This window comes from Saccharospirillum sp. ABV4_185, assembly GCF_056159245.1.
This window is the reverse complement of the sequence record NZ_JBSWUW010000001.1, coordinates 3,529,633-3,549,028: the sequence shown is the minus strand read 5'-3', so window position 1 is coordinate 3,549,028 and position 19,396 is coordinate 3,529,633. Positions and strand designations below refer to the sequence as shown.

The following is a 19,396-nucleotide window of genomic DNA, read 5'->3' as shown; positions in this document are numbered from 1 at the left end:
CATTAGAGTGGCGCTCTGTTTTGGCGTTATTGAGGTGGTTGTGCGCGGTTATCGTTGGTTGTTTGTGGTGTTGTTATTGGTGGTTACGGTGTTGTCATTATTGCCGTTGGAGCATCCGGAGTTTTCGTCTAACGACAAGCTCAATCATCTGTTGGGCTGGGGGGCTCTGGGTCTAGTGGCGGGTCTTGGCTGGCCGGGTCGCGCGGCGGTGTGGCCAGCATTGTGGGGCTATAGTTGGTTGATTGAGGTGGCACAGGGCTTGACCACTTATCGGTTGTTCAGCATTGCCGATGGCTTTGCCAATCTGGCAGGACTGGTGCTCGCCGTTGTGTTGCTTTGGCTGTGGTATAAGATGCGATCAATCACCCAATCTGGACAAGGCGCCGGGAGGCCCGAATGACTAAGACAGACCGTAATGTTGCCTTGGTGGCGCACGATAATAAGAAAAAAGAATTGGTGGCCTGGGCGCAAACCAACAGTGAATTGCTGGCGAAGTTGGGCATCTATGCCACCGGCACTACCGGTAAATTGATTGAGCAGGGTTTGGGACGTTCGGTCACCAAACTGCTCAGTGGTCCTTTGGGCGGCGATCAGCAGATTGGCTCCAAGATTGCCGAAGGCGAAATCGATTTGCTGATTTTCTTTTGGGATCCATTGGAGCCACAACCGCACGACCCGGATATTAAAGCGCTGTTGCGTATTGCTGCGCTGTACAACATTCCGGTGGCCTGTAATCAGGCCAGTGCCGATTACATGATTCATTCGCCGTTGCTGTACGGCGATTACCATCCGAACAAGCCGGACTTTTCCATCTATACCCAAAGGGTGACGCCGGCCGGTTAAGCCCGGAGTGCGACTATGGTCAAGGTCAGTTTCACCGAAAACCTGCAACGGCACGTGCGCTGCGCGGCTTTGACGGTAACCCCCGGCACCCTCGATGAGGTGCTGGCGCAGGTGTTTGAACAGTATCCGCCTCTGGCGGGTTATGTGCTCGACGATCAGGGCGAGTTGCGCAAGCACGTCATGCTCGCCATTGATCAACAACTGGTGCAAGGTGCCTTGCCGCATAAACAGCGGCTGGATCAGGGCAGTCGTCTGCACATCATGCAGGCACTCTCCGGGGGATAAGCCCGGTGGGTAAGCCCTCAGGCTGAATCGGGAGACTGAACCATGGTAGATGGCATTCTGTTTTGGACGCGCAAGGGCCTGGTGGAATTAACCGCTGGCGCCAAGGGTTTCGATTATGTCCGCACGCACTTCTTGGGTGAGCCGGTATCGGCCGCAGCGGTCGGACCGGATGGCAGCTGGTGGTGCTCGCTGGCGCTGGGTCATTTTGGCTGCAAGCTGCATCGCTCAACCGATCAGGGCAACAGCTGGCAGGAAGTGGCGGTACCGGTGTTTCCGGAAAAGCCCGATGACCCGGACGACAAAAACCCCTGGGCGCTGGAACAGATCTGGTGTCTGGAACCCGATCCACAGATTCCCGGCCGGCTTTGGGCCGGCACCATTCCCGGTGGTCTGTTTCGCAGCGACGATGGTGGCGACAGCTGGTCGCTGAACCAGGCGTTGTGGAATGCGCCGGAACGCAAAAATTGGTTTGGCGGTGGTTACGATGACCCGGGCCTGCATTCCATTGCCATTCACCCGGAAGATTCCGACACCCTGATCATCGCCATTTCCAGCGGCGGGGTCTGGAAAACCGAGGATGCGGGCAATCACTGGCGTCAGGTGGGGCAGGGTTTGCGGGCGGAATATCTGCCCGACGATATGCAATTCAATCTGACCAACCAGGATGTGCACCGCTTGCTGGTGGCGCCCTCCGATCCGCAATGGGTCTGGGTGCAGCATCATAACGGTGTCTTTGTCTCCAGTGATGGCGCTGAAACCTTTACCGAGTGCAAGCCGCAACCGAGTGGTTTTGGCTTCGCGCTGGCGGTGCATCCGAAACAACCGCAGACCGCCTGGCTGATTCCGGGCGTCAAAGATCAATACCGTTTTCCGGTCGATCAGGCGTTACTGGTGAATCGCAGCGATGACGGTGGCCAGACCTTTCAAGCGCAGCGACAGGGTTTGCCGCAGCAAGGCAGTTTCGATCTGGTGTATCGGCATGGCCTGGCGGTGGATGCCCGCGGCAATACTCTGGTATTTGGGACCACCACCGGCAATGCCTGGTGCAGTCGCGATGGTGGCGCCAGTTGGCAGTTGCTCAGCCACACCTTGCCACCGGTTTATGGCGTGAGCCTGCTGGCCGGCTGAGGCGCGTTCGTTTTATTTGCCAACTGGCAACCAGGCTTTCCACTGAATGGTCAGGCCCTGACTTCACGGCGGCCGCGGCGCTGGTAAGATGCGCCCCTTTGAGGATAGGGAGAGCTGCCGGTGAAGTCGACGACAACGACGAGCACGAACACCACCACCCATTCCGTGTCGGAGGATTTGCTGGCCCTGGTCGCGGGTGCCTTGTTTGTGTCGCTGGGTTTGCTGTTGTTTAAGCATCAGGGCTTTCTGACCGGCGGCACAGCCGGTCTGGCATTGGTGCTGACCAAGGTGGTGCCATACAGCTTTGGTCAGGTTTTTTTCATCATTAATCTGCCGTTTTACTGGCTCGCCTTCACGCGCATGGGCTGGCGCTTCACGCTCAATACCTTTATTTCGGTCGCGGCGGTGTCTTTGCTGGCCGATAACCTGTCCGTCGTCATCGAACTGGGTCGGGTCAGCCCGATCTTTGCGGCCATCATGGGTGGCTTTCTGATCGGTACCGGCATGCTGGTGTTTTTCCGCCATCGTTCCAGTCTGGGTGGGGTCGGCATCCTGGCGCTCTACGTTCAGGAGCGTTTCGGTTTCAGCGCCGGCCGCTTTCAGATGAGTGTCGATGTCGCCATCGTTGGCATCGGTTTCTTTTTGGTGCCGCTGCCGATTCTGGCACTGTCGATTCTCGGCGCACTGGCATTGAATGTGGTGATCGCACTGAACCACAAACCCGGACGTTATCAGATCACCTGAAACGCTTTGCTCGCCCGCTCAGGGCGTTTGAATTCTCTGTTGAACGGCTGAAAGCTGAGGCCGGCTGGTGTAGGCTTAGCGACTGCTTTGCTCACCGTTACGACAAGAGGACGTCCGGTCGATGGCCACCATTCGGGAAGTATCCAAACACGCGCAGGTATCGGTGGCGACGGTTTCGCGCGTGGTCAACGGCAACAAGTGGGTGGCCGAGGCGACCCGCCAGCGTGTGCTCGAGGCCATGGCTGAACTGGGTTATCAACCCAATTCCTTTGCCCGCAGTCTGGCAACCAACAAATCTGAAACCATCGGCATGGTGGTCGGCGATCTGGCCGGTCCTTTCTTTGGTGAGATGATGCAATACGCCGAGCAATCGGTGCGCGATGCCGGCAAACATTTGATCATCACCAGCGGTCACAGCACGCTCGAAGAAGAGCGTGATGCCGTCCAGTTTCTGCTCAAACGTCGCTGCGATGCGTTGATTCTGCATCTGGATTTAATGCCGGATGCGGAAATTATCGAGCTGTCCAGGAAGGAATCGACGCCGATGATTCTGGTCAACCGACTGGTGCCGGAATTGACCGAGCAATGCGTTTATCTGGATAACGAAGCCGGTGGCTTTTTGGCCACTGAACATCTGCTTAAACAGGGTCACCAACGCATCGCCTGCATTACCGGTCCGCTCTATAAAGCCGATGCCCGCGAACGTCTGGCGGGCTATCGCCGCGCTCTGGCCAGTGCGGGGGTGGTGTTTGACGAGCAACTGGTCGTGGAAGGCGATTTTATGGAGCCCGGCGGCGAGGTAGCGGTGACTACTCTGCTGCAACGCAAGGTGGATTTCAGCGCAGTGGTGGTTGGCAACGACCTCATGGCCATCGGTGCCTACAACGGTTTTAAGCAGGCCGGGATGCGCATTCCCGAAGACGTCAGTCTGGTTGGCTACGACGATGTCTTGATGGCTGGGTATCTGGAACCGGCGTTGACCACGGTGCGAGTGCCGGTGGCTGAGTTTGGCAGTGAAGCCGGGCGTCTGGCATTGAAGCTGGGCGAGGGCATTGATTGCGAGATTCACAATCGCTTTATGCCGACGCTGATTGAACGCGCTTCGACCGCTCCGCAATTGAAAGCCTCTCCGAAAACCGCCTGAGCCGGCGCGCGGTTCAGCGCGGCCCGGCGACCAATAGCGACAAGTAACAGGCCCAGGAGGCCTGCCATTCGATGCTCACGGCGCTGGCGTCCGTTGTTGCTGTTGGCTCGTCATAGGTTGAGGTTTCGGCCGTGGCACCGCGTACCAGAATGCCGGGTGCAGCTTGCAATGCGCCGGAAATCAGCGGCGCAAATCGGGGCTGCTGTACCTGCGTTTCGCCGCCGCCGGTGGTCCAGATGGTGGCGTTTGGGTTATGGCCGAAAAACCAGGGGCTCAGATCGAAGGCGGTGTCGTACCAGCGCTGGCGACCGGTCAATTGATGCAACCAAAGCAGTTGAGTTCCGAGCGTCGCCAGCGTGCCGTTGTGATCATCCTTGGGTGCGCCCTGATGCCAGTTCAGGCGGCCGTAAGGGTGGGTGAGCTGGCGCTCACGCTCAGCCTGAAAGGTCTTTTCCATTCGCGTCAGCAGCGCATCTTTGAGTGTGCTGTCCTGCTCTGGCATGGCCAGAAAGTTAAACAGCGCCAGAAAGTTCAGTCGCTGCCAGCCCGGTTGATCATCGCCCAGTCGGGCGGTGCCAGCCAGTTCCCACAAGCGGTAATAGTGCCGGTCATGCAATGGTTGTGTATCGCTCCAATGGCGGGCGATCTTGGCCCACAGCCGGTTGTCACGCTCGTCGTCATCCTGGTAGGCCTGGCCAAAGCTGCCGGTGCTGGTCGCGACCAGGGGATGGATGGCTTCCAGATGAGTGTCGAGAAACTGATCGGCCTGCTTTGCCGCTGCCCGACAACGCTGTGCCAGCAGCCAGTCGTCGGCAAGCGGGGAACGCTCGAAAGCACGGGCGGCCAGATGCGCGGTGGCGGCAAAATTGGCCGTGGCTGTGGTGCTCACTGGCATTAGCCAACGGGTGCGGTGATCCGCCTGAGGTGCGTCGCTTAAAGCGGCACTCTCGGCACTGGTCAGTTTGTGGTGCACGGCGCCGTCGCCGCGTTGCAAGGACAGCAAAAAACACAGTTGCGGTCGTACCAGATCGAGAATGGCCGGGCGGCTTGGATTGTAACTGCGCAGCGGTTGAATGCGTTCGGGTAAGGCTTGCGGCCGAATCATCCAGGTCAGCAATGGCAGGGTGATCGACCAGGCGGCGGTGACGCTGTAATGACCGTAATCCGGGCCGTCGTACCAACCACCACTAAGATCTCGCTGGTCCTGCTGGCCATAGACTGGCGCCCGTTCGTCCTGCTGATGCGCTTGAGGATAGGCGTCGCTGTTAAACCAATGGAAGGCGCCCCAGGCCAGGTCACGATGCAGTCGATAACGCTCGGCGGCGGCTTGGCCGGTGGCAGAAAAATATCGCTGGCTTGATGGGTAAGTATCGGCGCTACCGGCGGCAAAACCTGGGCGGTTTTGCGTTTGGGGTTTGCCATTGGCATTGGATTGGAGCGTCATACCGATTTCCTTGGCGTCACCCAGGCGGTCGTTATCGCCGGGGCAACAGGGTGGCAAATCTTCAGGCTGTCCGGGTTGCAAAAGTGTCCAGATTGACAAAGCAAGCATTGCGCAATCTGGTTTTTTGTCGTGCCGCCAAAGCTCCCAGCGGTGACATCTCAGGACTTTTCAATGTGGCGCGCGTGCAGTTAGACGATGGTCCTGCTTGACACGCCTGACGGCCGAATTTAGGGTAACTGTAAACGGTTACAGGATCACTGTCCAACCTGGGCAGAGGTCACCACAAGAACCATCGGTTGTGTCCATTTGGCTAGCGGGCCGCCGAGCCGTTTACTGTCTGAGGCTTGCTTTAGGTAAGCCCGGGGTTTGCAACCTCGCTCAGATAACGCCAGTCGTAACCGCCTTCCGGCGGCTGACGACAACAACAAAAACAACAATGGTTGGAGGCAACCAATGAACCTCAAGCGTAACCTTGGCATCGCTTTGGCCCTGAGCGGTCTGGCGACTGCAACCCAGGCTGACAACATCCGTTTCGACGGCTACCCCGATTACGACAGCCAGTTGGAAGCCATCCTGGATGGATTTCCGCAACACAGTGTAGAGCTGCTGATGAATGAGCACGGCGGCCACCACGACAAGCTGAAAACCAACCTGGCAACCGGCAGTGGTGCGGGTGATGTGGTGTTGGTCGACCGCGGTTTTGTCGGCTCCTTTATCAACTCCGGTGGCTTTGTTGATCTGACCGATCGCTTCGCGCCTTATAAAGATGATTTTGCGGAATATGCCGTGGCTCAAGGCCAGGGCGCCGACGGTCGTCAATACGCGGTGCCGGTCGATCTGGGTCCGGGCGTGATGTATTACCGCCGCGACTATATGGAAGACAAAGGCTATGACGTCGATAACGTCATCGACGACTGGGACAGCTATCTCGATTACGGCCGTGAACTGAAGAAAGACGGTATTTTGTTGATCGGTGATGCTACTGCGGTGGCCACCGCTTACTGGAACTTCAACGTCGAACCGGGCAATGGTCTGTTCTTCGATGCCGACGGTGAACCGCTGGTCACCGGTCCGCGTTTCCAGCGCGCTTTTGAACTGGCAAAAGCGGTGCGCGATGAGGGCATGGATGGTGAAATTTCCGAATGGACCGAAGAATGGTACGCCGGTTTCCGCGAAGGTCGTTTCGCCACTCAGTTGTCCGGTGCCTGGCTGCTCGGTCACCTGCAAAACTGGATGGCGCCGGAAACGTCTGGCAACTGGGGTGTGAGCAACCTGCCGGATGGTATTTACGGCACCTGGGGAGGTTCTTTCCTGGCTATTCCCAAGCAGTCTGAGCATCAGGAAGCCGCCTGGGACCTGGTCGAATACATGATCAGTGAAGACATCCAGCGCGCCGGTTTTGAAAACATTGCGGCCTTCCCGGCGCATACCGGTACCTATGATGATCCGATGTTTGATGAGTCGATCGAATTCCTGCGCGGTCAGCAGGCACGGCTGTTGTTTGCCGACATCGCTCAGAACATTGAACCGGTGCAACCGCACGAAGGCGACCAGATTGCCGAGTCGTTGATGACCACGGCGCTGGAACAAGTACTCAACGACGGTGTTGATATCGATACCGCCCTGGCCAACGCCGAACGGCAGATTCGTCGTCGCGTGCGTTGATTGAGCCGAGCCGGTTCGCCGGCTCTGAATAACTAATGGCCTGCCGCCTGGCAGGCCTTGTCAGGTTCGTGTTATGAGTACAACCCAACCGTCTTCTGTGACATCAGAACCGGATCAGCGCTGGCGCCGGTTTTGGTCAAAAAGCACACCCTACTGGTTTATGTCGCCGTACATTCTGATCTTTGGTGTGTTCGGAATTTTTCCTGTCTTTTTTATGATTTTTCTGTCCTTTCACACCTGGAACCCGGTGCAGGGTTTGGGGTCGATGGAGTTTGTCGGGCTGGAAAATTATGCCTTGGGTCTGACCGATCCGACGCTCTGGCATACACTGTGGAATACCATCCTCATGGCCCTGTATTCGGGTATTCCTCAACACCTGATTGCCTTGCCCTTGGCGTTCTTACTGGTGCAGCTGGGCAAGCGCGCCCGGCATTGGCTGACGACTGCCTATTTTTTGCCTTACGTCACCTCGACCATCGCTGTGTCGATGATTTTCTACATCATGTATTCGCGCGACAGCGGCATTATTAACCAGGCGTTGATGGGACTGGCTAACTGGCCGGTAACCGGCTGGGCTTTCGGCTGGTTAAACAATTTCCTGCCCATTGGCTGGGTGCAGGAAAACTCCATGATTCGCTACTCAGTGTCCTTCGTGGTGTTCTGGAAATACGTCGGTTTTAACACCGTGATTTACAGCGCCGGTCTGGCGACGATCTCCGAAGAATTGTACGAAGCCGCCACCATGGATGGCGCTTCTGCCTGGCAGCGGTTTCGCCATATTGCCTTGCCGTTGCTGCGACCTTTTATCTTTTTCGCTGTGACCTTAACCATCATCGGCAATATGAATTTGTTCGATGAACCTTACGTCCTGACGCGTGGTCTGCAGTTTGCGTCGACCAATGGTATGACCATTTCCAACTACCTCTATCGCGTTGCCTGGGAGTGGCTTGATATGGGTGGTGCAGCGGCCATTTCCTGGATTCTTTTTGTGATAATCGGGATTTTTACCGGTTTGTATTTCTGGTTCTTTGGCCGTCGCGGCCTGGGAGGCGACTGAGATGGCTATCGATACCTTTGCCGATGATTGGCACCAAACCAGCAAGTCCGAACTGGCTCGACGCGCTGTGAAATTATTGTCGCGTGCCGCCCTGTGGGCGGCCTTGTTGAGCGCGGTATTTATGACGGTGTTTCCGTTCTTCTGGTCGTTGCTGATGGCCACGCACGATCGCAGCACTATGTTCGGCAGTGGCCTGAATCTGGCCATTGGTGATCAGTTGGTGAACAACTATCAGCGGCTGCTCGATACCATGGATTTCTGGGTTGGAATGTTGAATTCCTTCTCGGTATCGATTGTCGGCACCGCCGCCTCTTTGTTGTTTTGCAGCATGTGTGGTTATGCCTTGGCGGTGTTCAAATTTCGCGGTCGCAATGTGCTGTTCACCATGATGATCTGCTCGATGATGTTGCCGCCGATTCTGACGTTGATTCCCTACTATATGGTGATCGATACGATTGGTTTGACCAACACTCATCTGGCGGTCTGGTTACCGTTTTCGATCAATCCATTCGGTATCTTTTTGATGCGTCAGTATGTGGTCGCCTCGGTGCCCAAGGATTTACTGGAAGCGGCGCGTCTTGATGGGGCCAATGCGTTTCGGACCTATTGGAGTGTGGCGCTGCCGTTGTTGCGTCCGGGTCTGGCGACGCTGGCGATCGTGCAGTTCGTCTTTCTGTGGAATAACTTTTTACAACCGCTGGTGGTGCTGACCAGCAGTGATAAAATGGTCATCACTCAGATGCTGCGCAGTGTGCAGGGCGTGCCGAATACGCCCTGGGGTGCTTTGATGCTGGGCACTTTTATTTCCATTCTGCCGCTGGTGTCGATCTACATGCTCGCCAGTCGACAAATGATTCATGGCCTGACTAATGGCGCTGTTAAGAACTGATTTTTTCAGGCCGTGAGGCCGCTCTTTGTTGGAGATTGTTATGAGTTTTAATTTACCCGCCAATTCACCCCTGGCGCGCAAAGATTTTTTGTTTGGCGTAGCGACGGCGTCGTTCCAGATTGAAGGGGCGGCCCATGAAGATGGTCGTGCTGAAAGTATCTGGGATCGTTTCTGTGCCACGCCGGGCAAGGTGCTGGGTGGTGATAACGGCGATGTGGCCTGTGATCACTATCATCGCTGGCCGGAAGATCTGGATTTGATCAAAACTCTGGGCTTCGATGCCTACCGTTTTTCCATTGCCTGGCCGCGTATTGAGCCGCAGCCGGGTGTGTGGAATCAGGCTGGTTTTGATTTTTACGACCGTCTGGTCGATGGCATGCTCGACCGTGGCATCCGTCCGGTGGCGACGTTATACCATTGGGATTTGCCGCAGTATCTGGGTGATCGCGGTGGTTGGGTGAACCGCGACACCGCTTATCGCTTTGCCGATTATGCAGATCAGATTACCCGTGTGCTGGGTGATCGGGTGGAAAGTTACGCCACTTTGAACGAACCCTGGTGCGCCGGTTTTCTCAGCTATCGTCTGGGCATTCATGCGCCGGGTCTGAAAGATGATCGGCTCGGTTTCCAGGCGGCACATCATCTGCTGCTTGGTCACGGTCTGGCGTTGCCGGCGATGCGCGCCAACGCGCCCAAGGCTGATCACGGTATTGTGCTCAACTTCACGCCGGCCTATCCGGCTACCGACAGCGCAGCGGATAAGGCAGCGGCGGATTATTCCGACGAAGAGAACAGCCACTGGTATCTGCAGCCGTTGTTGACCGGGGAATACCCACAGGCGGTGCGCGAACGTCATCCGGAATGGATGCCGACAGTCTATCCGGGCGATATGGAGATACTGGCACGGCCGATCGATTTCCTCGGCATCAATTTCTATACCCGGTCGGTGGTTCGCGCTGGTGATAACAGCGATTACGAATCCATTGCGCAGGACGCGCCCAAGACCGATATCGGCTGGGAAATTTATCCGCAGGCGCTGACCGATCTGATGACCGGTTTTAATGCCCGCTACGACAACCTGCCGCCGATTTACATCAGTGAAAACGGCGCGGCGGATAACACCGGTATTGTCGATGGCGCGGTCGATGACCAATTGCGCGTGGGTTATTACGACCAGCATTTGCAAGCAGTCCACAATGCCATCGAAGCCGGTGTTGATGTGCGCGGTTACTTCGCCTGGAGTTTGATGGACAACTTTGAATGGGCCGAAGGCTACAGTCAGCGCTTTGGCATTGTGCATGTTGATTACGACACCCTGGTGCGTACCCCCAAGCGCAGTTCGGCGGTGTTCACCGAGTGGTTGGCGCAACGTCGCTGAACCTTTCGCCGCAGTTGTGATTGCCTCAGTGCACTTCTAGTATGGTGTTCATACTGTCGAGACAAGGAGCGTCTCCAAGTCTTCTTGCTCGGGAGTGACGTCATGAAGGGTGTTCTGGGGCAATGTTTGCTGTTCTCTCTGGTGCTGTGGTCGGTGACGGCGCAAGCTGAATCGGTGAGCCTGAGCTGTGATCGGCTGGTGGCGACGGGTAATCCGGATTATCCACCGTATCTGTGGCGTTCGCCGCAGCATGAAAATGCCTTGATCGGCGCCAATCAGTTGTTGCTCGAAGAGGTTGGCCAGCGTCTGGGGATTCCCATCGAAGTGGTGTACACCGGCGCCTGGTCGCGGGCGCAGGAGGAAGTTCGCGCTGGCCGGGTCGACCTGATCGCCGGCGCCTTTTTGACCAAATCCCGCCTGGAATACATGGATTACATTCATCCCGCCTTTTACACCACCCGCAGTCTGGTCTGGACACGCCAGGATCAAATGCTGGCGTACCAGGATTGGGCCGATCTGGGGCAATGGCAGGGCATCAACCTGATCAACAACAGTCTGGGCCAGGACTTTGACAACTACGCTCAGCATCACCTGAGCATCGACAGTGTGGCAACGCTGGATCAGGCCATGCGCATGTTGGTTCAGGGCCGGGTCGATTATCTGCTCTATGAAGAGTTTCCCGCGGCAGCCTATGCCGAACGATTGGGTTTTGCCGACGAATTGCGCGCGCTGGAGCCGCCGATCAGTCAGGAACAGCTGTTTTTAACCTTGTCGCATCGTTCGCCCTGCAACAGCGGCGAATTGCGCGGTCAGTTGGCGCGCATCCTGACTGAAGTCATTGAAGATGGCACCGCTCAGCGCCTGCTGTCGACCGGGCTGGAGCAGTGGCAACGCCAGCACAGCAGTGCTGCAACGCCTTAAGCCCGGGATGTCGGTCGTTGGTAACGCCACGTCAGTCGCTGTCCCAGGCGCGCGGATTCCTCGGCACGTTCCAGGGTGTAGAGCAGGGCGCAGGCGTCGTCGAGGCTGACCGGAGCGGGGCCGCGACCAGTCACGGTCTTGGCCAGCTGTTGGTAAAACTGACGATAGTCGCCGTGCGCCGGCGTCGCCGGCTGGCTGCCATCGGCAGTCGCCAATTCACCGCTTTGTCGGGCGCCAAGGTCAGGATAAGCCGAATCGTTCGGCCCCTGGTCGGCGCGCAGTGCCTCTTCTTGTGGATCCAGGCCCCAGCATTGCCAGCTACCGCCTTCAAAACGAGCGTTAAAACGACGCATGGCGCCTGCTTCAAAGGGCGTAGAACCGAGCACAACTTCGCACTCGCCATAATGCAACTGCAGTTCAAACCAGTCGGTGGTCTGGCTGCCAGCGCGCAGTGTGCGCAGGTTGGCGGTTAACGCCTCGGGCGCGCCGAGCAGGTGCAGCGCCTGATCAAGCAGGTGCGGCCCCAGATCCCAGAAAATACCACTGCCTTCGCCGGGCTGTTCGCGCCAGCGTGCTTGCGGCTGCGGACGAAAGCGATCGAAGCGCGAATCCAGGTGTTTCAGTTGGCCCAGCGGTGCTTCGTTAAGCAGACTTTTGAGCTGCAGAAAGTCGCCATCAAAACGCCGGTTCTGATAGACGCACAGTGTCCGGCCTGCGCGCTCAGCTTGCTCAGCCAAGGTTTCCATTTGCGCCAACCGGGTGACTGCCGGCTTTTCCAGCAGCACGTCTTTGCCGGCATCGAGCGCGGCCATCGCCAGTGGATAATGTTGATCGTTGGGGGCGGTGATCACGATCAGGTCGAGATCAGCCATGGCGATCAGGTCGCGGGCATCGGCCACCACCTGGCTGTGTGGGTAGCGCGTCAGGACGGTCTCGCTCTGGCGGCTGGCTACTGCGGTCAACGCAAACGCATCGAGTGCTTCGATAAAGGGCGCATGAAACACGCGACCGGACAGGCCATAGCCGATCAGTCCAGTACGAATAGGGCCACTGGTCATGTTAATTCCTTAGCAATATCGAGACGCCTATTAGGCCGAAGTCGAGCCGTTGGCTGCAAGTTTCAAAGGGTAACGTCCGAAGATGGTTTGTACTTATAGATAGAAGATGGGTTGTACTTATAAATGCAAGTCATTATCATTATTGACCATTCTTTGACATTTATTGCTGTTCGTATCGCTGTGCCTCTAACAACCCTTATTCATAAGACTTATTCATAGACAAGGAGTAACCCATGCATCGTCTGTTTATCGTCCCTCTGACCGCCTGTTCTTTGGTGGTGGGCGCCGCTCATGCCGCTGCACCGAGCAAGGACGCCATCGTTGAACAATACGCCGATGTCGCTTTCACCACTTATCAAGCCTCGCTGACCTCTGCCAAGGCACTGGAGCGCGCTATTGAGCGCTTTGTCGGTGCGCCTTCTGAAGCCGGTCTGCAGGCCGCCAAGGACGCCTGGATTGAAGCGCGTGAAGACTATCAGCAATCGGAAGTGTTCCGTTTTGGCAACCCGGTGGTCGACGATTGGGAAGGTCAGTTGAATGCCTGGCCGCTGGACGAAGGTCTGATCGACTACGTTGACAACAGCTACGTGCATGAATTGGGTAACCCGGGCGCGACCGCCAATCTGATCGCTTCCGACAGCGTTCAGGTCGGCTCCGAACAGTTGGATGTGTCCAAGCTGTCACCGGAACTGTTGGCGTCATTGAATGAACTGGGCGGCTCGGAAGCGAACGTCGCGACCGGTTATCACGCTGTGGAATTTCTGCTTTGGGGCCAGGATCTGAACGGTACCAATGCCGGTGCCGGTGAGCGTCCTTATACCGATTTTGTTGTGGGTGCTGACTGCACCAACGACAATTGCCATCGCCGTCGTGCTTATTTGCAGGCGACTATGGATCTGTTGATCGCCGATCTGGAATACATGGTCGATCAATGGTCACCGAACCAGTCCGATAACTACCGCGCTGCCTTGCTCAGTGAGCCGACCGATAACGCCCTGCGTCGTGTGTTCTATGGTATGGGCAGCCTGGCTTTGGGTGAACTGGCCGGTGAGCGGATGAAAGTAGCGCTGTCGGCGTTCTCTACCGAAGACGAGCACGACTGCTTCTCCGACAACACTCATAACTCGCACTTCTATAACGCCCGCGGTATTCGCAATGTGTATCGCGGTGAGTTCGGCAGCGAAAGCGGCAGTTCCATCCGCGATTATCTGCAGGCCAACGATCCGCAACTGGCAGAGCGTGCCGATGCTGCTTTCGCCGATGTCGATGCGGCGATGAACAAGCTGGTGGCTTCGGCGGAGCAGGACAATGTGCACTTCGATCAACTGATCGCCATGGATAACAGCGAAGGTCATGCCCTGGTTCAATCGGCTATCGATGCCTTGGTTGCTGAAGCGCGCATCATCGAGGAGATGGCCCTGGCGATGGATATCGATCGCCTCAATCCGGATAATGCTGACCATCAGTTCTAATCGGGTGTTGGGGTCGGTTGCACCGGCCCCGACACTGTTTTGCTGCATCAACCATGAAGTGAGATCGCATGAATCTCGTCACCTTTTGCCGCCACCGTTTTCGGTTGGGCGGCTTCGTTATTGCTATCTTGCTGGCCTTGCCGTCGGCGGCTGATCTGCCGATGACCGGCGGCGACACTACGGTGCACAGTACCGGCGTTAACGCTTTTTCATTGCCTGCGGCCAATCTGTCGTTCGAGCAACGGCTGGATTTCAGCGTCGGCAATTCGTTTTTCCGCAATCCCTGGATACCGGCACCGGCGACGACCACAGCGCGCGATGGTCTGGGCCCACTGTTCAACACCAACGCCTGCCAGAGTTGCCATATCAAAGATGGTCGCGGTCATTTGCCGGAAAGCGATGCCGACAATGCGGTGTCGATGTTAGTGCGCCTGAGTATTCCCGCCGATGATTCCGTGGCCGACGATTGGATCGCCCGCCATGGCGTGGTACCGGAACCGAGCTATGGCGGTCAGTTCCAGGATGCCAGCATTCCTGGTACTCAGCCGGAGGGTCGCGTGACCATCCAATTCACCGACTACACCCACCGTCTGGTCGATGGCAGCGAGGTTGTTCTGCGTCAGCCTCGGCCGGTATTCAGCCAGTTAACCTCGGGTGATATGCATCCGGACACCCGGGTCTCGGTGCGTGTGGCGCCTGCCATGATCGGTCTGGGCCTGCTTGAAGCGGTCGCCGAAGAGCAGGTTCTGGCCTGGGCAGATGCCGATGACGCCGACGGCGATGGCATTTCCGGCCGCGCCAACCGGGTCTGGGATGTGCAAACCCAAAGCCAGGCGCTGGGCCGCTTTGGCTGGAAGGCCGGTCAGCCCAGTCTGCGTCAGCAAAATGCTGCGGCGTTCAATGGTGATCTGGGTCTGACCAGCGATTTGTTCCGCACTGAAAACTGCTCGCCACGCCAACCGGTTTGCGCGCAGAGCGTTAATGGTGGCGATCCGGAAGTGCGCACCGAACTGCTCGATGCGGTGACCTTTTACTCGGGTCATCTGGCGGTACCGGCGCAGCGCAATCATGACAGCCCTGCCGTACAGCATGGCGAAATATTATTCGACGACAGTGGCTGTGCTGCCTGTCATCGGCCGACCATGACCACGGCTTCGTTGCCGGATCGGCCGGCGTTGTCGAACCAGACCTTTCATCCCTTTACCGATTTGTTATTGCACGATATGGGACCGGGCCTGGCGGATAATCGTGCGGAATTTGCTGCCAGTGGACAGGAATGGCGTACGCCACCGCTCTGGGGCATCGGTTTGATACCGACGGTCAATGGTCATCAGCAACTGCTGCACGATGGTCGTGCGGATTCGGTATTTGCAGCCATTTTGTGGCACGACGGTGAAGCCAAAGCCAGTCGTGAAGCCTTTGAACGTTTGTCGGCCGAAGAGCGGGCGGCGTTGGTTGAGTTTGTTAACTCCCTTTAGGAGTCTTTAGTCATGCGTTATCTGAGTATGTTGATAGTGGCCGTGGTGTTACCGGTTAAGGCGGCCTGGTTGGATGAATGGGAAGCGGCCCAGAATCAGGCTGTCTTGGATTGGCAACAGGCCGCTGCTGAGTTAGCGCAGCAATTGCAGCAAAGCTGTAGCGGCAGTGACTTCTTGTCGACTGCTCAGCGTCAAGCGGTGCAGCCGGCCTGGCAGAATTTGGTGGCGCAGTGGGGCGTCATCGCCACTCAGTCTCCGGCCGTTATCGATGAGCTTGGTCTGGGTTACCGGGTGGCCTTCTGGCCCGACAGTCGTGGCATTGTTGCCCGGCAGATGCAGACGCATCAGCAGGAGCGGGCCGACGGCACTTATCAGTCGTTGCAGTTGGCCGGTCATGGCATTCAAGGTGTCGATTGGCTGCTGGCTCAGCCGCAGCCTGATTGTGTGCTGTTAACCGACTGGGCGACCGTTTATCAGGGCTATCTGTCGCAGATTACCGAACAACTGCCGCTGCAACTGACACCAGCCGATCGTGCCCTGACGCTGGCGACCAACGATCTGTACGCCCAGGCCAGCCGCATCAATCAGCGCCTGCGCGAAGTGCTTCCTGAAGCAGACGGTCGTTACCGTCCCTTTATGGGCGATGTGTCAGAGACCGGCCAGTCGTTGACCTTTGTGAAAGCCGCTTTGAACAATCTGGCCGCGCGCATCGTGCTGGTTACCGATGCCTTCCCGGATGATTCCCAGGACCAGGCGGCGCAAGCGCTCAGTACCGATTTGCAGCAACTGGCAAAGCAACTGCCTGACGGCTGGCCGGACGATGATGCCGAAGCGGCCTGGCAATTGAGTCTGCGTATTCGCGCGGCCAATGTGGCGGTCGAAAGCTGGCTTAGTGATGAAGTCGCCGAGCGTTATTCATTGCTGATCGGATTTAACAATCAAGATGGCGATTGATCGACGCACCTTTCTGACGCTGGCGGGTTTAACCGCCATGTCGCCCTGGGTGCGAGCTCAGGGCCGGCAGCGATTGTGGCTCGGCAGCGCTCATGGTTTGGACGGTCGTTATTATCTGGCGGCGCTTAATGCCGATGGCCAATTGCGCTATCGCACTGTCTTGCCCGGCCGGGCTCATGGTTTTGCCGTCGATTCCAGCCAGGCTCGCGCTTTGGTGTTTGCGCGTCGTCCGGGCCAATGGGCGGGGCTGTTTGATCCTGCTGATGGTCAGTTGCAACAACAACTGACGCCGCCCCAGGATCGCATCTTTGTCGGTCATGGCTGCTGGCAGGGCGATAACTGCTGGATACCCCTGGGCCACGCCGACACCAGCGCGGTGCATCTGGGTAAGTGGTCGGCAACGGAGGGCGATTGGGTCGCCGATGACGCTCTGCCGGGCATGGGTGCACATCAGATCATGGCGCATCCTTCCGGCGGTGCCGCGCTGGCCGTGGGTGGTTTGGGCAATGGCGTGCGCCAGGGTGATACCTCCTTTGCCAGTGCGCTGTTGTTACTGGATGAGCGCGGTGAGGTGCGCGCTGAACTGCCATCGCCGGGGCCTGGGTTTTCGGTGCGGCATCTGGATGTCGATGCCGACTGGGTTTATGTAGGGCTGCAATACTATGGTTCCGGTCGCACCGATCTGCCGTTGGTTTATAAGGTCAGCTGGCAGCAACCGACCTGGCAGCCGCTGCCGGCCGAACCCTGGCATTGGTTACAGATGAATAATTACATCGCCAGTGTGGTGGCTTATCCCGGTGGTGTGACCGTCAGTTCACCCAAAGGCCATCATCTGCTGCATTGGCGCGGCGATGCCGCTGTTGAGGCCGAACCGATGCGCGACATTGCCATGATTGCCGCAGCCGATGGTGACCTTTGGGCGGCCAATGGCTTGGGGCAGTGGCGCACTCGTGCCACGGACGATGGTGCCGCTCATGGTCGCGGTCAGCTGGATCTGGCCTGGGATAACCACGGCGATGTCGCCTGGCTGTGAACGACTCGTTCGAATTTCCTGCATTGTCTGAGCTCAGAGCGCGGCGTACCATAACGTCGTTTTTCAACTTCAGGGCGGGGTGAAAGTCCCCACCGGTGGTAGTGCGCTAGGGCGGGTGCCCGATGTGCAGAGCCCACGAGCGCTTGTTTTGTGTTATGCAAAGCAGGGTCAGCAGATCAGGTGCGGTGATCCAATCACTTATTCCTGAGCCGACGGTGATAGTCCGGATGAAAGAAGTTGATCGCAACATCGCCAACAGGCGATGGTGGCTGTGGTTACTGCTGCACCGGTAAAAGCGGTGTTTTGTGGGTGCTGCAGTCTGCGTTCTTATGCTTTCGAAAAGCCAAGCCCTGTCACCTCGGAGAAGTGTTGTGACAGGAACTCTGTACGTTTTGCTGGCCTGCGTTCTGTGGGCTCTTGATACCTTAATACGTTACCCCCTGCTCAGCGCCGGCATCAGCAGTTTGCAGCTGGTGTTTCTTGAACACGCGCTGCTGCTGTTAATGATGTTGGTGGTGTGTCGTGTCGCCGGCGTTCGCCTCTGGCCGTTCAACCGGCGCGATAGTTTGCCGCTGTTCATTATCGGCGGGCTCGGTTCGGCGCTCGGTACCCTGGCTTTTACCCAAGCCTTTAACCTGATGAATCCGACGTTGGTTATTCTGTTGCAGAAATTGCAGCCGATCGTGGCGGTTAGTTTGTCAGCCTGGGTGTTGGGCGAGCGCATCAGTCGTGGTTTTCTCGCCTATCTGGCCGTTTGTCTGTCTGGCAGTCTGCTGTTGATGTGGGAAGATCTCCTGCCCTTTATCGGTGGCCAGGACTGGTTTTATCAGCCGGGACTGCAAGCGCGTCTGGCCGGCTATGGTTTAACGCTGCTGGCAGTGGTGAGTTGGGGCGCCAGCACGGTGTTCGGTAAACAACTGACTCAAAGTGGTTACGGTACCGGTGCCTTGATGACTGGGCGTTTTGCCGTCGGCCTATTGTGTCTGTTGCCCTGGGTCCTGGCATTACAACCCGATGCGCTGGTGATCACAGCGCCGCAGTTGGGTTGGGTGGCGCTGATGGTGTCCATTTCCGGTTTGCTGGGTATGGCGTTTTATTATCGTGGTCTTAAGCGCATAGCGTCACGTCACAGCGCCCTGGCGGAGATGTGTTTTCCGGTGGCCGCTGGCCTGGTTAACTGGGTCTTTCTCGGTTTTGCGCTAACGCCGCTGCAATGCCTGGGCGCCATCTTGCTGGTGGGGGCGAGCCTGCTGGTGCACTGGCCGATAAGAACACCGCAGCCGGCGGTTTAACTCTTGCTTCGCTGATCAATTACTGTTCATAAGATGAGCAATAGCGGAAGGTGTTCTATTTTTCAGTGACTTTAAGTCAACAATCGGTAAGGAAGCGCCGGTGCTGCTGAAGGCACCGGCCTAACTAGCCATAACGAGAACTGCTTTTATTGATCGGCCTGAAAAACGTGATGTATTTCACGGTTTTTAGGTGTCTGGACTCTATTGTGAAATTAAGGTTAATAATGTTTGTCTAATATTTGTGCAGATGTCTACCGTCAAGGGGACTAAAGTAGTAAGCGTACCCAATGATCAATAGTCATCTGATGGTGAGGGGTACAGCCTTCAGAGCATTTATCCCAAGGTGAAACGGAAATGGAGAAGAAAGAACCCGCTAAGAAATCCTTACTGGCGTTCCTCGGTGCGGTTAATAAGCATAAGTCACGTCGTCGCGGTAACTACAATACCCTAAGTCAGCTGGCGCGACCGGAAGTACGTGAGGAACTGACCTATGCAGGTGTAGCGGTTCTCAGCGACAACTGATCGCTGGCCCTGTCGAAGTTAGATATCCGGGCTCGGGACGCTCGGACAGTCGCCATAATTCGACAGTTCTTCCCAAAGAGTTGCGGCTG

The 19,396-nt window shown here is 57.1% G+C and carries 19 protein-coding genes and 1 riboswitch; of the genes, 17 read left to right on the top strand and 2 right to left on the bottom strand.

Annotated elements, in window-relative coordinates; translation table 11 throughout:
• The first annotated feature begins 7 nt into the window (after positions 1–7).
• From ACXAE6_RS16850 to ACXAE6_RS16825, 6 genes are all read left to right on the top strand, one after another.
• Positions 8–400, top strand: a complete 393-nt coding sequence (locus ACXAE6_RS16850; RefSeq protein ID WP_475151437.1) for a hypothetical protein — start codon at positions 8–10, stop codon at positions 398–400.
• Positions 397–843, top strand: coding sequence for a methylglyoxal synthase (locus ACXAE6_RS16845; RefSeq protein WP_392803292.1), 447 nt, complete (start codon positions 397–399; stop codon positions 841–843). The genes ACXAE6_RS16850 and ACXAE6_RS16845 overlap by 4 nt, the downstream gene beginning before the upstream one ends.
• A 15-nt stretch (positions 844–858) precedes the next feature.
• A complete protein-coding gene (locus ACXAE6_RS16840; RefSeq protein WP_475151432.1) occupies positions 859–1,128 on the top strand; it encodes a MoaD/ThiS family protein in 270 nt (89 codons plus the stop codon).
• 42 nt (positions 1,129–1,170) lie between these two features.
• Positions 1,171–2,256: a WD40/YVTN/BNR-like repeat-containing protein gene (locus tag ACXAE6_RS16835; protein WP_475151428.1), complete on the top strand. Its 1,086-nt coding sequence runs from the start codon at positions 1,171–1,173 to the stop codon at positions 2,254–2,256.
• Between the two features lie 120 nt (positions 2,257–2,376).
• Positions 2,377–3,000 carry a YitT family protein gene (locus tag ACXAE6_RS16830; RefSeq protein ID WP_475151424.1) on the top strand — a complete coding sequence of 208 codons (624 nt, stop codon included), beginning with the start codon at positions 2,377–2,379 and terminating at the stop codon, positions 2,998–3,000.
• A 121-nt stretch (positions 3,001–3,121) separates the two neighbouring features.
• On the top strand, positions 3,122–4,144 hold the full coding sequence (locus ACXAE6_RS16825) for a LacI family DNA-binding transcriptional regulator (RefSeq protein WP_475151421.1): 1,023 nt from the start codon (positions 3,122–3,124) through the stop codon (positions 4,142–4,144).
• A 13-nt stretch (positions 4,145–4,157) separates the two neighbouring features.
• On the opposite strand, the gene ACXAE6_RS16820 is transcribed toward ACXAE6_RS16825, so the two are convergent.
• Positions 4,158–5,588, bottom strand: a complete 1,431-nt coding sequence (locus ACXAE6_RS16820; RefSeq protein WP_475151420.1) for a glycoside hydrolase family 9 protein — start codon at positions 5,586–5,588, stop codon at positions 4,158–4,160.
• Between the two features lie 453 nt (positions 5,589–6,041).
• Here ACXAE6_RS16820 and ACXAE6_RS16815 point away from each other — a divergent pair, with 453 nt between their 5' ends.
• From ACXAE6_RS16815 to ACXAE6_RS16795, 5 genes are all read left to right on the top strand, one after another.
• A complete protein-coding gene (locus ACXAE6_RS16815; protein ID WP_475151415.1) occupies positions 6,042–7,253 on the top strand; it encodes an ABC transporter substrate-binding protein in 1,212 nt (403 codons plus the stop codon).
• A gap of 73 nt (positions 7,254–7,326) precedes the next feature.
• Complete coding sequence (locus tag ACXAE6_RS16810; protein ID WP_475151412.1) at positions 7,327–8,310, top strand: carbohydrate ABC transporter permease; 984 nt, start codon at positions 7,327–7,329, stop codon at positions 8,308–8,310.
• A 1-nt stretch (position 8,311) separates the two neighbouring features.
• Entirely contained in the window at positions 8,312–9,199 is an 888-nt protein-coding gene (locus ACXAE6_RS16805) for a carbohydrate ABC transporter permease (RefSeq protein WP_475151408.1), read from the top strand.
• A 40-nt stretch (positions 9,200–9,239) separates the two neighbouring features.
• On the top strand, positions 9,240–10,577 hold the full coding sequence (locus ACXAE6_RS16800; protein WP_475151402.1) for a GH1 family beta-glucosidase: 1,338 nt from the start codon (positions 9,240–9,242) through the stop codon (positions 10,575–10,577).
• 102 nt (positions 10,578–10,679) lie between these two features.
• Positions 10,680–11,498 (top strand): substrate-binding periplasmic protein, encoded by an 819-nt coding sequence (locus ACXAE6_RS16795; RefSeq protein WP_475151398.1) that lies wholly within the window; start codon positions 10,680–10,682, stop codon positions 11,496–11,498.
• On the opposite strand, the gene ACXAE6_RS16790 is transcribed toward ACXAE6_RS16795, so the two are convergent.
• Positions 11,495–12,556 (bottom strand): Gfo/Idh/MocA family oxidoreductase, encoded by a 1,062-nt coding sequence (locus ACXAE6_RS16790; protein WP_475151396.1) that lies wholly within the window; start codon positions 12,554–12,556, stop codon positions 11,495–11,497. The genes ACXAE6_RS16795 and ACXAE6_RS16790 overlap by 4 nt on opposite strands.
• Before the next feature lie 233 nt (positions 12,557–12,789).
• On the opposite strand from ACXAE6_RS16790, the gene ACXAE6_RS16785 reads away from it, so the two are divergent.
• The 6 genes from ACXAE6_RS16785 to ACXAE6_RS16760 all read left to right on the top strand — a co-directional run bounded on the left by ACXAE6_RS16785 (position 12,790) and on the right by ACXAE6_RS16760 (position 19,307).
• Positions 12,790–14,028, top strand: coding sequence for an imelysin family protein (locus ACXAE6_RS16785; RefSeq protein ID WP_475151394.1), 1,239 nt, complete (start codon positions 12,790–12,792; stop codon positions 14,026–14,028).
• 68 nt (positions 14,029–14,096) lie between these two features.
• A complete protein-coding gene (locus ACXAE6_RS16780; protein ID WP_475151390.1) occupies positions 14,097–15,506 on the top strand; it encodes a di-heme oxidoreductase family protein in 1,410 nt (469 codons plus the stop codon).
• A 12-nt stretch (positions 15,507–15,518) separates the two neighbouring features.
• The gene (locus tag ACXAE6_RS16775) at positions 15,519–16,460 is read left to right on the top strand and encodes a hypothetical protein (RefSeq protein ID WP_475151386.1); all 942 of its coding nucleotides are present in this window, start codon (positions 15,519–15,521) and stop codon (positions 16,458–16,460) included.
• Positions 16,450–17,493 (top strand): DUF1513 domain-containing protein, encoded by a 1,044-nt coding sequence (locus ACXAE6_RS16770; RefSeq protein WP_475151382.1) that lies wholly within the window; start codon positions 16,450–16,452, stop codon positions 17,491–17,493. Before ACXAE6_RS16775 ends, ACXAE6_RS16770 begins: the two co-directional genes overlap by 11 nt.
• A 61-nt stretch (positions 17,494–17,554) precedes the next feature.
• A riboswitch (FMN riboswitch) is annotated at positions 17,555–17,736 on the top strand.
• A 128-nt stretch (positions 17,737–17,864) separates the two neighbouring features.
• Positions 17,865–18,785, top strand: a complete 921-nt coding sequence (locus ACXAE6_RS16765) for a DMT family transporter (RefSeq protein ID WP_475151380.1) — start codon at positions 17,865–17,867, stop codon at positions 18,783–18,785.
• A 354-nt stretch (positions 18,786–19,139) separates the two neighbouring features.
• Positions 19,140–19,307, top strand: a complete 168-nt coding sequence (locus tag ACXAE6_RS16760) for a hypothetical protein (protein WP_392803328.1) — start codon at positions 19,140–19,142, stop codon at positions 19,305–19,307.
• Positions 19,308–19,396 lie beyond the last annotated feature (89 nt).

What these genes read in the sequence shown, in the direction of transcription:
- ACXAE6_RS16805 (WP_475151408.1), top strand. Translation starts at nt 8,312, where the DNA reads ATGGCTATCGATACCTTTGCCGATGATTGGCACCAAACCAGCAAGTCC.
- ACXAE6_RS16815 (WP_475151415.1), top strand. Translation starts at nt 6,042, where the DNA reads ATGAACCTCAAGCGTAACCTTGGCATCGCTTTGGCCCTGAGCGGTCTG.
- ACXAE6_RS16845 (WP_392803292.1), top strand. Translation starts at nt 397, where the DNA reads ATGACTAAGACAGACCGTAATGTTGCCTTGGTGGCGCACGATAATAAG.
- ACXAE6_RS16840 (WP_475151432.1), top strand. Translation starts at nt 859, where the DNA reads ATGGTCAAGGTCAGTTTCACCGAAAACCTGCAACGGCACGTGCGCTGC.
- ACXAE6_RS16785 (WP_475151394.1), top strand. Translation starts at nt 12,790, where the DNA reads ATGCATCGTCTGTTTATCGTCCCTCTGACCGCCTGTTCTTTGGTGGTG.
- ACXAE6_RS16825 (WP_475151421.1), top strand. Translation starts at nt 3,122, where the DNA reads ATGGCCACCATTCGGGAAGTATCCAAACACGCGCAGGTATCGGTGGCG.
- ACXAE6_RS16775 (WP_475151386.1), top strand. Translation starts at nt 15,519, where the DNA reads ATGCGTTATCTGAGTATGTTGATAGTGGCCGTGGTGTTACCGGTTAAG.
- ACXAE6_RS16780 (WP_475151390.1), top strand. Translation starts at nt 14,097, where the DNA reads ATGAATCTCGTCACCTTTTGCCGCCACCGTTTTCGGTTGGGCGGCTTC.
- ACXAE6_RS16760 (WP_392803328.1), top strand. Translation starts at nt 19,140, where the DNA reads ATGGAGAAGAAAGAACCCGCTAAGAAATCCTTACTGGCGTTCCTCGGT.
- ACXAE6_RS16810 (WP_475151412.1), top strand. Translation starts at nt 7,327, where the DNA reads ATGAGTACAACCCAACCGTCTTCTGTGACATCAGAACCGGATCAGCGC.
- ACXAE6_RS16790 (WP_475151396.1), bottom strand. Translation starts at nt 12,556, where the DNA reads ATGACCAGTGGCCCTATTCGTACTGGACTGATCGGCTATGGCCTGTCC.
- ACXAE6_RS16835 (WP_475151428.1), top strand. Translation starts at nt 1,171, where the DNA reads ATGGTAGATGGCATTCTGTTTTGGACGCGCAAGGGCCTGGTGGAATTA.
- ACXAE6_RS16820 (WP_475151420.1), bottom strand. Translation starts at nt 5,588, where the DNA reads ATGACGCTCCAATCCAATGCCAATGGCAAACCCCAAACGCAAAACCGC.
- ACXAE6_RS16800 (WP_475151402.1), top strand. Translation starts at nt 9,240, where the DNA reads ATGAGTTTTAATTTACCCGCCAATTCACCCCTGGCGCGCAAAGATTTT.
- ACXAE6_RS16795 (WP_475151398.1), top strand. Translation starts at nt 10,680, where the DNA reads ATGAAGGGTGTTCTGGGGCAATGTTTGCTGTTCTCTCTGGTGCTGTGG.
- ACXAE6_RS16770 (WP_475151382.1), top strand. Translation starts at nt 16,450, where the DNA reads ATGGCGATTGATCGACGCACCTTTCTGACGCTGGCGGGTTTAACCGCC.